Consider the following 15,629-nt stretch of genomic DNA (forward strand, 5'->3'; position numbering starts at 1 on the left):
AGTCAGGCGCCCCCCTGGATGTAGGAGAGCAGATGGCGGTTCTCCGAGGAGACCTTCTCGTACAGCAGCTTGACCACGTCGCCGACGGAGACCACGCCGACCAGGTCGTCCCCCTCGACGACGGGGACCTTGGCAACCCGCCGCTCGGTCATCAGCCCCATGACGTCGTCGACGGCGTCGGCGGCGCGGCAGGTGACCGGGTGGCACGTCATGACTTCGGCGACGCGGAGCCGGCCGAAGCCCTCGCCCCGGTGGTGCATCAGGCGGAGGACGTCGCGCTCGGAGATGACGCCGACCAGGCGGCCCTCCTCCACCACCGGCAGCGATCCCACGTTGTTCCCCACCAGCTTCGCCACCGCCTCGTCCACGGTGGCCCCCGACTCGATCGTCACCACCCGACGGCCCTTCATGTCGAGCACTTCGCCCACGAGCATCATGGCGACCTCCTGACGTGTGGAGAGACGGGCCCGCGCGGGGGTGCGATCCGCCGGCCGGGCCGGAGACGCGAGGTGAAATCCGTCGCATCGTGACACGTCGACGCGTGCGACGCCAAGCGAAATCCGGCCGATAATATATCCGGGGGCGCGAGCCCCGCGGGGGGGGGGGCGCCGACGGAGGCGCGACCGCTCCCGCGCCCTCCCGCCCGCCCGAGGCGGCGAGACGACCCCGGAGGCGGGGGATGGCCGGCGAGATCGGGCGGGGGGCCGGAAGGTGAAGCGGAGAATGAGGCCGAAGCTGGTCGAGTCGTCGCGGGGCTACGATCTCGCGACGTTCCGGGGCGACCTGATCGCCGGGATCACGGTGGGCCTCGTCGCGCTGCCGCTGGCGATGGCCTTCGCCATCTCGTCCGGCGTGCCGCCGCAGGCGGGGATCTACACGGCGGTCGTCGCCGGGTTCCTCATCTCGGCGCTCGGCGGATCCAGGACGCAGATCGGCGGGCCGACCGGGGCGTTCGTGGTCATCATCTTCGGGATCGTCGCCGAGCACGGGCTGAACGGCCTGTACGTCTGCACGATCATGGCGGGCGTCATGCTCGTCGTCCTGGGGGCGACCGGCCTGGGGCTCGCGGTCCGGTTCATCCCACGCCCGGTCATCGTCGGCTTCACCAACGGCATCGCCGTGCTGATCGCCAGCACGCAGATCAAGGACTTCCTCGGGCTGCGGATCGGGGAGATGCCGGGCGACTTCGCGGGCCGGATGCGGGCCATCGCGGCCCACGTCCACACCGTCGACCCGACGACGACCCTGCTGTCGGTCGGGGCGCTGGCGGTGGTGGTCGCGTGCATGACGTTCTTCAGGAAGGTCCCCGGTTCCATCGCCGCGATGGTGCTGGGGACGGCCGTCGTCGCGGCCTTCGGCGTCCCGGTGGAGACCATCGGCTCGCGGTTCGGCGGCATCCCCGCGGGCCCGCCGGCGGTCGTCGCGCCGGAATTCCGCCCGGAGATGATCCTGGCCCTTTTCTCCCCGGCGCTGACGGTCGCGCTGCTGGGGGCGATCGAGTCGTTGATGTCGGCCGTGGTCGCCGATCGGATGACGGGCGACAGGCACGACCCGAACATGGAGCTGGTGGCCCAGGGCGTGGCCAACATCGCCGCCCCGTTCCTCGGCGGCATCCCCGCGACCGGGGCGATCGCCCGCACGGCCACGAACATCCGGTCCGGGGGGAGGACGCCGGTCGCGGGGATCATCCACGCGCTGACCCTGCTGGCCGTGCTGCTCTTCGCCGCCCCGCTGGCCGCCCACATCCCGCTCGCCGTCCTGGCGGCGATCCTGATGGTCGTCGCCTACAACATGGGCGAGTGGCGAGAAATCCCGAAGCTCCTTAAGATGTCGGGGGCCACCATCGCCGTCTGGTCGGTCACCTTCGCCCTGACGGTGTTCGCCGACCTGACGGTGGCCGTGCAGGTCGGCATGGTGCTGGCCGCCCTGCTGTTCATCCGCAAGGTGGCGAAGACCACGACCGTCGAGGAGGTGACGAAGGAGTACGTCGAGGCCGGTCGGCCGCACGTCCTGCAGGACAAGCCCATCCCCGAATACGTCAGCGTCGTCCGCATCCACGGGCCGTTCCTGTTCGGCGCGACGGAGAAGCTGGCGGCCGTCACCGACAACGTCGAGGCCCTGGCGCCGGTAGTCATCCTGCGGCTGCGGAACATGACGGCCATCGACGCCACCGGCCTGCTCGCCCTGGAGGACTTCGCCGACAGGCTCCTTGCCACGGGCCGTCGCCTGATCCTGTGCGGGGCGAGGTCCCAGCCCGCCAGGTTCATGCGACAGGCCGATTTCGAGCGTCACATCGGGCGTGAGAATATCTGCCCGAACATCACGGCGGCGCTGGAGCGGGCCGAGGCCGTCCGCGAGAAGCCGGCCGTCGGCCGGGCGGACGGCGGAGCCGGAGCCTGAGAGGGCGGGCGTCTCGAAAGTCAGGCGGGCCTCGCGGCGTTCCCCGCGGCCCGCCATGTATCCGTCCCCACGAGGAGCCTCGCGGCCATCGCCATGACGAACCCGACGAGCCTGGACGAAGCCCCGCCGAGGGGCCGCCGCGCGGCCGAGGCGGCGCGACTGGCGCTGGCGCTGCTGGCCGGACTGCTGCTGCGGTCCCTCCACCCGGGCCAGCCGATCGCCGAGAACTACGTCGGCCGGCAGGTCCCCACCGCGATGGTGGCGCGGAACCTGGAGCGAGGGTCGGGCTTCCTGCGGCCCCAGCTCGACGTCGGGCCGTTCCCGAACTACTTCCCGGTCGAGCCGCCGGTCTATCAGGCGCTCGTGGTCGGGCTGGCGCGGGCCACGGGGCTGCCGCTGGACGCGCGCGGGCGGCTGACCTCGGCGCTGGCGGCGACGCTCGGGGCCTGGGGCGTCTACATAATGGCGAGGCGGCGATGGGGGGAGGGGCCCGCGCTGGCGTCGGCGGTCGCGTTCTCGATGCTGCCGATCGTCATCCGGTACGGCCGGGCGTTCCAGCCCGACGCCCTGATGATCGGCGCCTGCGCGGCGGGCCTGGCCTGCTGGGACCGCGCCGCGGCCAAGGGGAGGGCGCCGGGCTGGCTGGCGGCCGGCTGGGCGTTGCTGGCGGTCGGCCTGGCGGCCAAGGTGACCGCCGCCTACCTCCTGGCGGTCGCGTTCCTGGCGATCCTGCCCCGTCGCGACTGGAAGGCGTTCGCCCTGTGCGCCTCCACTCTGCTGCCGGTCGGCGCGTGGTACGCCTGGTCGGCGCGGCTGACGGGGGAGTCGGCGTCGCTCGCCCCGGCCGCGAACCGCGACATCTGGCTGGGGCTGCTGGGCCTGGGGGCGTTGGGGTCGGCCGAGACCTGGGGCTACATCGCCAGATTCCTGGTCGTCCGCGCGTTCACGCCGCTGGGATTCCTGGGGGCGATCTGGGGCCTGGGGGGGGCGGCCTCGGGCGTCCGCCTCTGGTGGATCTGGGCGGGGCTGGCGACCGCGACGATGGCCGCGATGGCGGCGAAGCTCCACCACGAGTATTACTGGCTCTGCCTGGCGCCCGTCGCCGCGGCCGGCCTGGGCGCGGCCTGGGGCCGGCTGGACGCCCGGCGGCCGAGGATGGCCTTCGTGTCGGCCCTGGCGTTCGCCGCCCTGGCGTTGCAGCTCTCCGACTCCACCTGGCGTTCGCCCGACGAGTGGTCCGGGCTGGCCGAGGCCGGCCGGGCCGTCGCCGAGGAGACCGACCCGAGCGACCTCGTCGTCGCGCCCGAGGCGCTGCTGTACCAGGCCGACCGCCGGGGATGCCGGCTGGAATTGACCGTGGGCGCGGCGACCCGGGCCGCGTCGGAATGGGATCCCCAATCCGGCCTGCTGACGCCGATCGACCTCGTCGGGTTCTACAAGGAGAAAGGCGCGCGGTGGTTCGCCGACGTCGGCGCCGGCCACGAGGACAGGCTCCGGGTCGACTTGCACGACCAGATCCGGAGGCGTTACAAAGTCGTGATCGACCGGCCCGACGTCATGCTGGCCGACCTGCACCCCAGCGAGCCCGGCCATGCCCACTGACGCGCGACCCGTCTCCGTCCTCGACTTCGAAGCCTGGAAGGGGCAAGGCCGCAAGATCACCAGCCTGACCGCCTACGACTACCCCACCGCCCGCGCGCTCGACGCCGCCGGGGTCGACTGCCTGCTCGTCGGCGACTCGCTCGGGACGGCCGTGCAGGGGCGCGACACGACGCTCGGCGTCACGCTCGACCAGATGATCTACCACGCCGAGATGGTCGCCCGCGCGGCGCGGCGGGCGTTCGTCGTCTGCGACCTGCCGTTCCTCTCGTACCAGGCGTCGCGTCCCCAGGCGATCCGCAGCGCCGGCCGGATCCTGAAGGAGACCGGCTCCAAGGCCGTGAAGGTGGAGGGGGGCGTCCGCATGGCCGCGACCATCCGGGCCGTGGTGGACGCCCAGATCCCGGTGATGGCCCACGTCGGCCTGACGCCGCAATCCGTCCGCCGGTTCGGCGGGTTCAAGGTCCAGCGCCAGGCCGAGGCCATCCGCGCCGACGCGCGGGCGGTCGCGGAGGCCGGGGCGTTCGCGGTGGTGCTGGAGTGCGTGCCGGCCGAACTCGCCGCGACGATCACCGCCGAGATCCCCATCCCGACCATCGGCATCGGCGCCGGCGCGGGGTGCGACGGCCAGGTGCTGGTGCTGCACGACATGCTCGGCCTCCTGGACGACTTCCGCCCCCGCTTCGCCCGCCGCTACGCCGAGCTGGGCGACGCCGTCCGCGACGCCGCCGCCCGGTTCAACGCCGACGTCCGCTCCGGCGACTTCCCCGCGGAATCCGAGAGCTTTCGTTGAGCGTCCCGCCGCCGGCGCGGGGTTCGCATGCGAGGAGATCCCGGTCGCTTCCCCATCCTCGTGCCAGGAGCGAGACCATGAGCACCGCGAGCGCCGCCGAGTTGACCTCCAGGAAATGCGTCCCGTGCGAGGGGGGCATCCCGCCGCTGTCGCGCGAGGAGATCGACGACATGCTGAAGGCCGTGCCGGAGTGGTCGCTCTCCGGCGACGGCGCGCGGATCCGCCGCGAGTGGACCGTCAAGAACTTCATGGCCGGGCTCCGCTTCTTCGAGAAGGTGGGCGAGGTCGCGGAGTCCGAGGGGCACCACCCCGACCTGCACCTTACCGGCTACCGCCACGTCGCCGTCGAGCTGTTCACCCACGCCGTCGGCGGCCTCACCGAGAACGACTTCATCCTCGCCGCCAAGATCGACGCCCTGCCGATCGAGACGAAGAAGAAGGCCTGAGGCGCGGGGGGACGACAAGCGCGATGGCCGTTGGAGTGATCGAAGGCCCGCCCGCCCGTCGCGAATCTCGACGGCGGTCTCGCTTGTCTTCCCCCTCATCCGGCCCTTCGGGCCACCTTCCCCCGCGAGGGGGGAAGGGGTCATTACGCCGCCGGCGACGGCGGCGGATGGCGTCCCGCTCAGAGCCCCAGGAACGAGCCGACGCGGCGGAGGAGGCCGGGGCGCGAGGGGAGGGGATCGGCGGCGGGGCGGTCTTGCAGGCGGATCACGCGGGCCGAGCGGGCGTCGGCCGGCGTCGGCTTCTGGGCGATCACGCGCGCCGGAGTCCCGCCGAGGTGGGCGAGCAGCGTGTCGCCGTCGGTCCCACGGTCGGCCAGGGTCGTGGTGAGCGCGGAGCGGGCGTCGCGCGCGCGGAGGTGGTCCAGCAGCAGGGGCTTGCCGCGGGCGGGGTCGGCCAGGAGCAGGTCGACCCAGGCCCACGATTCGCGGTAGTCGCGCGGGGCCATCTGGTGGATCTCCCCCAGGGTCTCCAGGCGTCTGAGGTCGGGCTTCCAGCCGGACTTGGCGTCGGCGGCGAGGCGGGCGAGGCGGTCGTCGCGATCCTGGAGGTCGTCGGGGCCGGCCTCGAAGTACTCGGCCAGGCCCTCGTCGAGCCACAGCGGGATGTCGCCGAAGCGGCCCCGGAGCAGGGCGTGGGCCGCCTCGTGCCGCAGGTCCTCGTCCAGCATCGGGCCGTGGAAGGTGTAGACGATCCGCTGGTCGTCCTGCGCCATGAAGAAGGCGCGGCGCGGGGGGAGTTCGGGGAAGTAGAACCGCAGCAGGTGGACGAAGGCGTCGCGATCGTCCAGGACGTAGACCTCGATGGGCCCGGGGTCGGAGTCGACGGCCGGGTCGAGCCGCGTGGCGAGGTCGCCCCGCAGCCGCTCCAGCGCCTTGACGGGGGGGGCGTCGGCCTTGATGGGCTCGTTGGAGTAGACGACGAACGGGCCCGTCCTGACCTGGTGGGCGGTCGGCAGGAGCGCGGGGCCCCTGCGGGCCAGGGTGGAGCAGCCGAGGGACGCGGCGAGCGCGGCCAGGGCCAGCAAACGCGGGACCGTTCGGGCGATGATGCGAGGGGTGTTCACTTCCGGTCCCTCCACGGTGTCGTTCAGGAAAGCGGCCGTCCCATGCGCTCGTTGCGGGCCCGCTTGACGTGGGTGGCCGCGTCGATCGCCCGCCAGAGGGCCTTCCACTCGTCCTTGCGATTGAGGCGATGGGGGAGGTAGGCCCTGAGGAAGCGGAGCGTGGCCGTGCGGGTGCGGCCGGGGGCGCCGTCCAGGCTGACGCTCAGCCGCGCCAGGTTCTGGATGCGGCGGTGCATCGGCAGGGGGTGGTTCAGCCGCACGCCGACCAGGTCGATCAGCGTCAGCAACGGCTCGCCCGGGGCCGCCTCGCGCCGGACGAGGATGTTGGACGCCTTGACGTCGCGGTGCGACAGCGAGCGGTCGTGCATCATCCGCACGAGCCCCGCCAGCGCCGTCGTCAGCCGGTCGACCTCCGCCCGCAGCGCGTCGGGGCCCAGCTTCGGCAGCTCCCGGAGGACGTACTCGGACAGCGTGATGGCGCCCTCCTCCTTCACGGTGACGAGGTACGTCTCGTAGGGGAGCACGCCCGGGAATGGGGAGAACCAGAGCTTATGCCGCCGGGCGATGAAGGCCAGATTCCTCGGCGTCGGCAGCCCGCGGACGGAGAGGTGCTGGCCCGCCTGCCACGACCGCCAGGCGCGCGACGGGCGGAAGATCGCCAGGACCGGGTCGATCCACTTCTTGCGGTTGAACCGCTTGAAGACCACGGGGGTCGGCCGGCCGTCGACGACCATCGTCGTCTCGATCAGCCGGGTCGTGCGCGAGTCCTTGATGACGCGGACGCCGGGGGCGTTGAAGGCCGCGTCGGGGTCGACCAGGAGCGGCGCGACCTCGGCCGGGTCCAGGTCGCGCGAGGCGATGCACAGGGCGTTGGGCGACTTGAAGACCTGGAAATACTTGTTGGTCGACCGACATCGCCGGCCCCATCGCCGCCAGAGGCGTTCGGCCCAGCGGCGCGTGGCCGCCTCGACCCCCAGGGCGAAGTCCCGCGCCGATGGGGGCGCGCCGTCGCGGGCGGCCAGGTACGCCTTGAGGAAGCGGCGGCGGTCGACGCGGCCGGTGCGGATCCAGAAGTAATGGTCCAGCAGCGCCAGGTTGTCGCGGGCCTTGGCCCAGGTGAACCGGCGGACGGAGCGCAGGGCGTCCAGGTCGATCATCGTCAGCGACGGCTCGTCGTCGGGGCCGAAGCGGACGAGGATGTTGCCGGGGTGGAAGTCGATGTGCTGGAGCCCCGCGTTGTGCAGCCGGGCCGTCAGCTCGCCGAGCCGCTCGGCCAGCCGCCGGCGCAGCCGCGACCGCCGGGGGCCGTCGAGGCTCGGCAACTCCTCCTCGATGAAGGCGTCGAGCGGGACCGCGTCGGGGATCTCGCGGGTGACGAGGAAGTTGTCGTACAGGAACCCGCGGCGCCGGCGCTCGCCCAGGGCGATCGGCGTGATGGTCGGCACGCCGATCGACGCCAGGGAGCGCGACCGCTTCCCCTCGTTGCGGCCCTTGCCGCGGCGGAACCACTGGCGATACTTCGCGCGGAGGTTCGGGATCAGGAAGTGCTTGACGTAGATCGCCCCGGACGGGAGCTGGACCCGGTAGACGACCCGGTGCGGGCCCGACTTGATCGTCTCCACGCGGCCCTCGGCGCGCCACTGGTCGAGGCGGAGGCCGTCGGCGTCGACCAGGACGTCGCGCCAGCCGCCTTGCAGCCACCAGCCGACGTCGCCGGCCTGGACGAAGGTCCATTCGGGGGGCTTAAACATGCGGCCCTCCGCCGATCTCGCCCGAACTCCGGGGGTCATGACGGTCATGGGCCTATTCCGATCCCTGTCGATCCCGCCGCGACGCGATCGCCGCGCGGTGGCCGGCGGACGCCCGCGGCCTTTCCCTGGTGAAGTTGGGCGCGGGGGCGACGGCCGGCCGACGGTCGTCGATCCCGGTCGCCGCCGCGACGAACGCCGCCGCCCATGCCGTCGTCGAATATCCCGATTCCAGCCGCCGGCGCGCCTCGCGTCCCATCCGGGCGCGGGCGTCGGGGTCGGACAGGCCCCGGATCGCGGCGGCCCACCCGTCGTCGTCGTCCGGGAGGAACCCCGTCGCGCCGGGCTCGATCATCTCGACGTGAGAGCCGACCGGGTTGGCGATCGTCGGCAGCCCGGCCGCCTGGTACTGGAGGATCTTCAGGCCGCACTTGCCCCGGCTCCAGTCGTCGTCGGGGATCATGCCGATCCCCACGTCCCCCTCCGCCAGATCCTCGGCCTCGGTCGCCTCGGACCAGGGGACGGGGACGACCTCGACCCCCTCGAACCGGGGGAAGCGGTCGCAGATCACGCGGAGCCGGAGCCCGGGGAACTCGCGGCCCAGCCGCTTCCACAGCGGCCCGCGGGCCTCGATCCCCCGCAGCGTGCTGGACGAGCCGATCCAGACCAGTTCCGGCGGCCCCCCGCGTCGCGACGCCTCCCTGATCGGATAGCCGGACGGGTCGACGCACGTCGGCACGGTCAGCGTCCGTTCCGGCGAGGCCCCCGCGCGGAGAGCGGCGTCCGCGAGGAAGTCGTTGCCGGCCAGCACGACGTCGGCCCCGCGGACCGTCCGGGCGAACCGGCCCATGCGTCGGCGCGACGCCACGCCGCGAGGGGAGTAGGAGTCGCGCAGGAAGACGGCGTCGTCGAGGTCGAACGCCAGGCGGCGGGCGTTGCGGCGCAGGATGGCGAACTGCCACCCCGGCAAGAGCTTGCGCTGGAGGAGCACGGCGTCGAACCGCGAGGCGCCTCGAAGCTGGCGCAGCCGGGGCAGGGCCCCCCGCGCCAGGGGCTCGCACGCCAGCGACCAGCCGGCTTCGCGCAACGCGGGCTCGAACGCCCGGATGCGATAACGGCAGCAGACGTGGTCGGGGGAGTCGACCAGGGCGAGCAATCTCATCCCGTCCTCCGTGACGGTTGCGCCGGCCTTTCCGGGGTGCGGCTCATCCTGACGGCCGCCGCCGGAACGGGGCGATCTTAGACGGTCCCGCGAAAGAAACCAAGCCCGAACCGAGGTTGTCTTCCGTCGCGCGGCGATTCTCGGGTCCGGGCCGAGGATCGGCCGGCTTCCGCGCCCCGCGGTGAACCCCCTGGCATGGTCGCGACGGTTCGATCAAGATGAGTAACCATGAGCCACCAACACGACGCGCCGCTGGGACGACACCTGCTCGACCGCCGGGGTTTCCTGTCGCACATGGCGACGGGCGTCGGGGGGATCGCGCTGAGTTCGATCCTGGCCGAGAAAGGGCTTCTGGCCGCCGAGCCCAAGGCCGGACCGCTGGCGCCGAAGCCGCCCCACTTCGCGCCCAAGGCGAGGCGGGTCATCCACATCTATTGCACGGGCGCCGTCAGCCACCTGGATACGTGGGACTACAAGCCCGAGCTGATCAAGCGCCACGGCCAGCCCATGCCCGGCGCGGAGAAGCTGCTGACGTTCCAGGGGGAGAACGGCGAGCTGGCGAAGAGCCCGTGGGAGTTCCGCCCTCGCGGCGAGACCGGCAAGTACGTCTCCGACCTGCTCCCCCACCTGGCCGAGCGGGTCGACGACATGGCGTTCGTCCACTCGCTGACCTCGAAGACGAACACCCACGGCCCCGGCGAGATGTTCATGTCGACCGGGTTCACGCTGGAGGGCTTCCCCAGCATCGGCGCGTGGGCCAGCTACGCGCTGGGGACCGAGGACCAGGACCTGCCGGCCTACGTCGCCATCCCGGACCCTCGCGGCGACCCGCAGCAGGGGCCGGCGAACTGGACCAACGGCTTCCTCCCGGCCGTCTACCAGGGGACCGCGTTCAACGCCGAGCGGCCGATCCGCCACCTCGCGCGGCCCGGTTCGATCTCGGCCGAGGACGACCGCGCCGCGCGCGACCTGATCCGCGTCCTGAATGACGAGCACCTGGAGCGCAACCCCGGCGACGAGGAACTTTCCGCCCGGATCGCCGCGTACGAGCTGGCCGCCCGGATGCAGCTCTCCGCGCCGGAGGTGGGCGACCTCTCGCGGGAGAGCCCGGCGACACGCGCCCTCTACGGGCTGGACGACCCGAACCCGATCCTCGCCGGCTTCGGCCGCAATTGCCTGCTGGCCCGGCGTCTGGTCGAGCGCGGGGTGCGGTTCGTCACGCTGTTCAACGGGGCCTTCGCCATGGGCGAGGGGGCGCTGAACTGGGACGGCCACCGCCGGATCAAGTCGGACTACGACCGCCACGGGCCGATCCTCGACAAGCCCGCCGCGGCGCTGCTGCGCGACCTGAAGGACCGGGGCCTGCTCGACGACACGCTGGTCGTCTGGTCGACCGAGTTCGGCCGCATGCCGACGTTCCAGAAGGGGACTGAGGGCCGCGACCACAACCCCAAGGGGTTCACCGCCTGGCTCGCCGGCGCGGGAGTCAAGAAGGGATACAGCCACGGCGCCACCGACCCGTTCGGCTACGAGGCGGTCGAGGACGTGACCGACGTCCACGACTTCCACGCCACCATCCTCCACCTGATGGGCCTGGATCACGAGCGCCTCACGTACTACAACAACGGCGCCCAGCGCCGGCTCACCGACGTCCACGGCCACGTCATCCGCGAGATCCTGGCCTGACCCGACCCGACCCGAATCGACCCCAAGGCGGAGCCCCCTCCCATGCCCGCGCCCGCGATGCTGCTCGTCCTGCTGACCTCCCTCGGGGGCTTGCGTGGGGGGGACGATCCGAGCCGGGTCGTCGACCCGCTGGAGGCCGTGGAGAAGCTCTGGGGCGAGGGGACGTTCACCGAGGGGGGCGCGACGGCGGCCGACGGCTCGATCCTCTTCTCCGACATCGGCGACCGCGTCATGCGGTTCAACCCGAGCACCGGCGAGACGACCGTCTTCCGCGAGCCCAGCCATCGGGCCAACGGCATGATCTTCGACGGCAAGGGGCGGCTGATCGTCGCCGAGGGGGCGAACACCGGCGGCGGCCGGCGGATCTCCGTCACCGACCACGACGGCAAGCTCCACACCCTGGCCGACAGGTTCGATGGGAAGCGCTTCAATAGCCCGAATGACGTGGCCGTCGACGGCAAGGGCCGCGTCTATTTCTCCGACCCCCGCTACGTCGGCGACGAGCCTCGCGAGCTGGACTTCGAGGGCGTCTTCCGCGTCGACCCCGACGGCCGCGTCTCGCGCCTGGAGACCACGGCGACGAAGCCCAACGGCCTCGTCGTCAGCCCCGACGGCCGGACCCTTTACGTCGCCGACAACGGCCGCGAGCGGCGCGCCTTGCTGGCCGTGGACCTGGACGACGACGGCAACGCCTCCAACCCTCGCGTCCTCGTCGACCTCGGCAAGGAGGGGGGCATCGACGGCATGACCGTGACCATTGACGGCCGGATCGTCGCCGCCACGTCGAAGGGCGTCGTCGTCTTCGCCCCCGACGGCAAGCGCCTGGCCCTGATCCCCACCCCCGAGCCCGCCGCCAACGTCGAGTTCGGCGGCGACGACTCCCGGCTCCTCTACATCATGGCCGGCAAGGGCCTGTATCGCATCAACACCAACATGACCGGTTATCGTGTCGCGGAGGAATGACGGCCAGCCTCGGAGAGGCTTCGCATGGCGGAAGTGATCTTAGCCCTGGGACGAGCCGCCCGCTGGGCCGCCGTCGCGATCGCTTCCGCCTTGACGATGCTGGCGGTCGGGCTGCCGATTGCCATGACCGGTGCCCATGGCGGAGAACCGGGGACGCTCCCCGTTCCCCGGAACCCCCTGGCCTATTTCGCGCTCCTGTTGCTCGTGCCTGAAGTGTCCTCGACCGCCGTGGCGATCGCCCTGGCCTGGCGCCTGCGATTACTCCACTACTCGCCGATGATGCTCAATATGTTGACGTTCATCCAGGTCGCGAACACGATGCTGATCCTGTCCTATCTTGTCCGACTGGCCGCCGTCCTCCCGTCGTGACGGTCGCCGCCTCGCGACTGGACCTCGTGTCCCGAGAGGAGTGGCCGCTCGCGAGGGCTCGGTCGTCAGCCCGTGGTGAAGGCGTCGTAATCCGCGTGGCCGCCGATCCAGTACCAGACGTTGACGTCGCCGTCGACCACGTAAATCGCGCGGTAAGATCGTGTGACGGAGACGGAGTACGAGTCGCTTCGATGGCGCCCGCGACCGCGGTCGTCCAGGTGGTGGAGCCGAAGCGACGGATGCGAAGGGTCGCGTAGGAAGAGGCGATAAGCTTCGACCGCCTCCCGCCGGATCGACCGTGGGAGGCGCTCGTACATCGCCCGGAAGTCCCGCGTCCGGACGTTGCGGTTACGGGCGGACATCTTCGAAAACCGGCTCGACGTCGCCCCGTCGGGAGGCATCGACGGCCTCGTCGCGCAGGTCGATCATCCGGGGATCGTCGAGGACGCGGTCGGCCTCGCCGATCATCCATGAGGCCTCGCGAATGTGACCGATGAATCGACCCGCGTCGGCGAGGGTAGGGCCGTTGGCGGGAAGGATCGCCGCGAGCTTCCGGGAGGTGGTCAGCCATTCGGTGAGCAGGGCCGTCACCGCTTCGTCGGCCCTCGCGAAGTCACCGGCGGACATCGCGCCGTAGCGAGAGGCCCGGCGCGCCTCATCGTCGATCTGGCGGAGGAGGTCGAAAAGACGGCAGGCGTCCGCGACGAGCCGTTCCCGCGCCCAGCGGTCGGTTGAGGCCGCCGCCGGCGGCTCGGCCCACGTCGCCACGTCATCGCGGAGGCGCTCGGCGTCCCGCTCCGCGAAGGCATATTTGATGAACGGCCCCGCCTGGTTCATGGTCATCCCTCCCAACCGGAATTCTATATTGCCCAGGCGCGGCGGGGAAGTCGTCCCGCCTCAGCCCCGCTTGCGGCCCTGGACGTTCACGCCGGAGCCGATGATCAGGTCGCGGTCGTAGGCCCATTCGTACAGGCGGCCGGACTTCATGGGGCGGAGTTCGCGGAGGTCGCCGAAGCCCTCCTCGTCGAACCAGCGGAGGAGCTCCGGCAAGGTGTGGTGCGACTGGTACTCGGGCGCCCACCAGTCGAAGTTGTCGCAGACGCGCAGGGTCCAGTCGGGGTGGGCGGAGAAGTTGAACACCTTGTTGAATGTGCGATTCACCACCGGGACGCTCCCCAGCGCCCCCATCGCGACGCACATAGGCTCCAGCACGCGGGCGGGGAGTCGGGTGGTGATGAGCCTCGCGCCGGAGTTGATCCACTCCTGAGGCGCGGTGTTCCTGCGGTAGAGCCAAACCGCCAGCCGGCCGCCGGGCTTCACCCGCTTCGCGATCTCCGCGAAGGCCCGCCGTGGGTCGGGCGAGTGGTGCAGCACGCCGATCGAGAAGACCATGTCGAAGGCCCCCTCCGCGACGGGAGGGTCGAGCAGGTCGCCCTGGACGATCTGGACGTTGGGTAGGTCGCGGCAGAGTTCGGACGCCTTGTCCACGGCGCTGCTGAGGTCGACGCCCAGCACCTTCGCGCCGGCGTCGCCCAGGACGCGGGCGTAACGGCCGCCGCCGCAGCCGGCGTCGAGGACGAGCTTGCCGGCGAGGTCGCGGGGGGCGACGCCCGTCTTGGCCTCGAAGGTCGCCTCGTCCTCCTCGGTCCTCGCGACGTCGTAGCGGTTCCACTGGCGGCCGAAGCTGCCGACGTAGGCCTCGCCCGCCAGCCGCGGCACGCCGCCGACGATCGGGTACCGCTCGGCGCCGTCGCCGGACACCACCGCGTCCCCATCGACGCGCAGCGGCGACTTCGAGCGGGGGGACCGCAACAGCGCGATCAACTCGGGGTTCGGGGCGGGTTCGGACATCGTCGTCTCGGCGAGGCGGGATGGGTTCGGGTATCCTGCGAGGGATGGGGAGCGATCCGAGACCCGATCATACCGGCCCCGCCGCGTGGCTGGGAATCGTCCGCCGCCGGGTCGCCGGCTGGCTCGCCGACGGCGTCGGCCCCGGCTGGGTCGTCGCCGTCTCCGGCGGCGGCGACAGCGTGGGGCTGCTCCACGCGCTCCACGCGCTACGCGAGGACTTCGGCCTGCGCCTGAGCGTCGCCCACCTGGACCACAACCTCCGGGGCGAGGCCGCGCGCGAGGACGCCCGGTTCGTCGCCGAGCTGGCCGACGCGCTCGGCCTGCCGTTCGACCTGGGCTCATGGCGCCCGACCCGCGCCGGCCACTTCGAGGCCGACGCCCGCGCGGCGCGGCTGGAGTGGCTGGCGGAGGTCGCGAAGGGGAGGGGGGCATCGGCCGTGGCGCTCGGCCACACGCGCGACGATCAGGCGGAGACGATCCTCCATCGGATCGTCCGCGGCACCGGCCCGCGCGGGCTGGCCGGCATCCCCGCTCGCCGGCCGCTCGCGCCGGGCGTGGACCTGGTCCGGCCGCTGCTGGACGTCTCCCGCGAGGAGATCGTCGACGAGCTGGCCAGGGCGGGGCGGGCCTTCCGCGACGACGCCAGCAATCGCGACCTCCGCTACACCCGATCGCGCATCCGTCACGACCTGATCCCCAGGCTGAAGGCCGACTACAACCCGGAGGCCGTCGCGGCGATCGTCCGCCTGGGGGAAGTGGCGGCGGCCGAGCGGCGGCTGCTCGAAACGCTGCTCGCGCCGATTGTGGCCGGGGCGGTCCGCTCGATCGGGCCATATCGGATCATCCTGGACCGTCGCGCGGCCTCATCCTCGCGCCCGGACGTGGTGGTCGAGATCATCCGTCGCGCCTGGCGCGAGGCGGGCTGGCCCGAGCGCCCGATGACCTCGCGGCGATGGCGAAGGCTGGCGGCGGCGCTGATCGCGGGGGAGGACGCCGGGCACCTGGGCGAAGGGGCGACGCTGCGCGCGACGGCCGACGCCCTCGTTCTGGAGCGGGCGCGATCGGTCGAGCCGGTTCAACGGACGCCGATCGAGCCGACGACGCTGGCAGGCCCGGGCTCCGTCCGCGTCCCATGGGCGCGCGGGACGTTCGAGGCCGTCGAGGATCCCGACGCCTCGGCGTCCGAGTTCGACGAGGTGGTCGACCGCGACCGCGTGACGTTCCCGTTGGTGTTGCGGACGCCGACGCCGGGCGAGCGGTTCGACCCGCTGGGGATGGGGGGCGGGCGTCAGCGCGTGGTGGACTTCCTCCGGCTCCGCGGCGTCCCCCCCGAGCGCCGGGGCCTCGCCCTCGTCGCGGCCGATCGCGAGGGGATCGTCTGGGCGGTCGGCCTCCGGATCGCCGACCGCGCGAGGACGACGGCCGGCACGACGCGTCGCCTGGGCCTGCGCTGGCGGCCCGACCCGCCTTAGCGATACGTAACGGCCT

The 15,629-nt window shown here is 72.1% G+C and carries 15 protein-coding genes; 8 read left to right on the plus strand and 7 right to left on the minus strand.

Features of this window, described 5'->3' with window-relative positions; all coding sequences use genetic code 11:
- Nucleotides 1–2: 2 nt before the first annotated feature.
- Nucleotides 3–437 (minus strand): CBS domain-containing protein, encoded by a 435-nt coding sequence (locus WG209_RS19645; protein ID WP_337176786.1) that lies wholly within the window; start codon nucleotides 435–437, stop codon nucleotides 3–5.
- A 286-nt stretch (nucleotides 438–723) separates the two neighbouring features.
- Here WG209_RS19645 and sulP point away from each other — a divergent pair, with 286 nt between their 5' ends.
- From sulP to WG209_RS19665, 4 genes are all read left to right on the plus strand, one after another.
- Complete coding sequence (gene sulP / locus WG209_RS19650) at nucleotides 724–2,400, plus strand: sulfate permease (protein WP_337176787.1); 1,677 nt, start codon at nucleotides 724–726, stop codon at nucleotides 2,398–2,400.
- 93 nt (nucleotides 2,401–2,493) lie between these two features.
- Nucleotides 2,494–4,002, plus strand: a complete 1,509-nt coding sequence (locus WG209_RS19655; RefSeq protein WP_337176788.1) for a glycosyltransferase family 39 protein — start codon at nucleotides 2,494–2,496, stop codon at nucleotides 4,000–4,002.
- Nucleotides 3,992–4,792 carry a 3-methyl-2-oxobutanoate hydroxymethyltransferase gene (gene panB, locus WG209_RS19660; RefSeq protein WP_337176789.1) on the plus strand — a complete coding sequence of 267 codons (801 nt, stop codon included), beginning with the start codon at nucleotides 3,992–3,994 and terminating at the stop codon, nucleotides 4,790–4,792. Before WG209_RS19655 ends, panB begins: the two co-directional genes overlap by 11 nt.
- Nucleotides 4,793–4,869: 77 nt before the next feature.
- On the plus strand, nucleotides 4,870–5,238 hold the full coding sequence (locus tag WG209_RS19665) for a 4a-hydroxytetrahydrobiopterin dehydratase (protein WP_337176790.1): 369 nt from the start codon (nucleotides 4,870–4,872) through the stop codon (nucleotides 5,236–5,238).
- Nucleotides 5,239–5,417: 179 nt separating this feature from the next.
- On the opposite strand, the gene WG209_RS19670 is transcribed toward WG209_RS19665, so the two are convergent.
- From WG209_RS19670 to WG209_RS19680, 3 genes are read right to left on the minus strand one after another with little or no spacing between them, the layout of a single operon-like run.
- The gene (locus WG209_RS19670; protein WP_337176791.1) at nucleotides 5,418–6,362 is read right to left on the minus strand and encodes a hypothetical protein; all 945 of its coding nucleotides are present in this window, start codon (nucleotides 6,360–6,362) and stop codon (nucleotides 5,418–5,420) included.
- 23 nt (nucleotides 6,363–6,385) lie between these two features.
- On the minus strand, nucleotides 6,386–8,113 hold the full coding sequence (locus WG209_RS19675; RefSeq protein WP_337176792.1) for a lipopolysaccharide kinase InaA family protein: 1,728 nt from the start codon (nucleotides 8,111–8,113) through the stop codon (nucleotides 6,386–6,388).
- Nucleotides 8,114–8,165: 52 nt separating this feature from the next.
- Nucleotides 8,166–9,272, minus strand: a complete 1,107-nt coding sequence (locus WG209_RS19680) for a glycosyltransferase family 4 protein (RefSeq protein ID WP_337176793.1) — start codon at nucleotides 9,270–9,272, stop codon at nucleotides 8,166–8,168.
- A 228-nt stretch (nucleotides 9,273–9,500) separates the two neighbouring features.
- On the opposite strand from WG209_RS19680, the gene WG209_RS19685 reads away from it, so the two are divergent.
- From WG209_RS19685 to WG209_RS19695, 3 genes are read left to right on the plus strand one after another with little or no spacing between them, the layout of a single operon-like run.
- Nucleotides 9,501–10,958: a DUF1501 domain-containing protein gene (locus tag WG209_RS19685; protein WP_337176794.1), complete on the plus strand. Its 1,458-nt coding sequence runs from the start codon at nucleotides 9,501–9,503 to the stop codon at nucleotides 10,956–10,958.
- Nucleotides 10,959–11,000: 42 nt separating this feature from the next.
- On the plus strand, nucleotides 11,001–11,921 hold the full coding sequence (locus tag WG209_RS19690) for an SMP-30/gluconolactonase/LRE family protein (protein ID WP_337176795.1): 921 nt from the start codon (nucleotides 11,001–11,003) through the stop codon (nucleotides 11,919–11,921).
- A gap of 24 nt (nucleotides 11,922–11,945) precedes the next feature.
- Nucleotides 11,946–12,290 carry a hypothetical protein gene (locus WG209_RS19695; RefSeq protein WP_337176796.1) on the plus strand — a complete coding sequence of 115 codons (345 nt, stop codon included), beginning with the start codon at nucleotides 11,946–11,948 and terminating at the stop codon, nucleotides 12,288–12,290.
- Between the two features lie 65 nt (nucleotides 12,291–12,355).
- On the opposite strand, the gene WG209_RS19700 is transcribed toward WG209_RS19695, so the two are convergent.
- Genes WG209_RS19700 through WG209_RS19710 form a run of 3 tightly spaced genes read right to left on the minus strand, consistent with a single transcriptional unit; the run spans nucleotide 12,356 to nucleotide 14,141 of the window.
- Nucleotides 12,356–12,652: a hypothetical protein gene (locus WG209_RS19700; protein WP_337176797.1), complete on the minus strand. Its 297-nt coding sequence runs from the start codon at nucleotides 12,650–12,652 to the stop codon at nucleotides 12,356–12,358.
- Entirely contained in the window at nucleotides 12,639–13,127 is a 489-nt protein-coding gene (locus tag WG209_RS19705; protein WP_337176798.1) for a hypothetical protein, read from the minus strand. The genes WG209_RS19700 and WG209_RS19705 overlap by 14 nt, the downstream gene beginning before the upstream one ends.
- Before the next feature lie 60 nt (nucleotides 13,128–13,187).
- Nucleotides 13,188–14,141 (minus strand): methyltransferase domain-containing protein, encoded by a 954-nt coding sequence (locus WG209_RS19710; RefSeq protein WP_337176799.1) that lies wholly within the window; start codon nucleotides 14,139–14,141, stop codon nucleotides 13,188–13,190.
- Between the two features lie 20 nt (nucleotides 14,142–14,161).
- On the opposite strand from WG209_RS19710, the gene tilS reads away from it, so the two are divergent.
- Nucleotides 14,162–15,613, plus strand: coding sequence for a tRNA lysidine(34) synthetase TilS (gene tilS / locus WG209_RS19715; RefSeq protein WP_337176800.1), 1,452 nt, complete (start codon nucleotides 14,162–14,164; stop codon nucleotides 15,611–15,613).
- Nucleotides 15,614–15,629 lie beyond the last annotated feature (16 nt).

It is taken from the genome of Paludisphaera sp., from assembly GCF_037189885.1.
Classification (GTDB): Bacteria; Planctomycetota; Planctomycetia; order Isosphaerales; family Isosphaeraceae; genus Paludisphaera.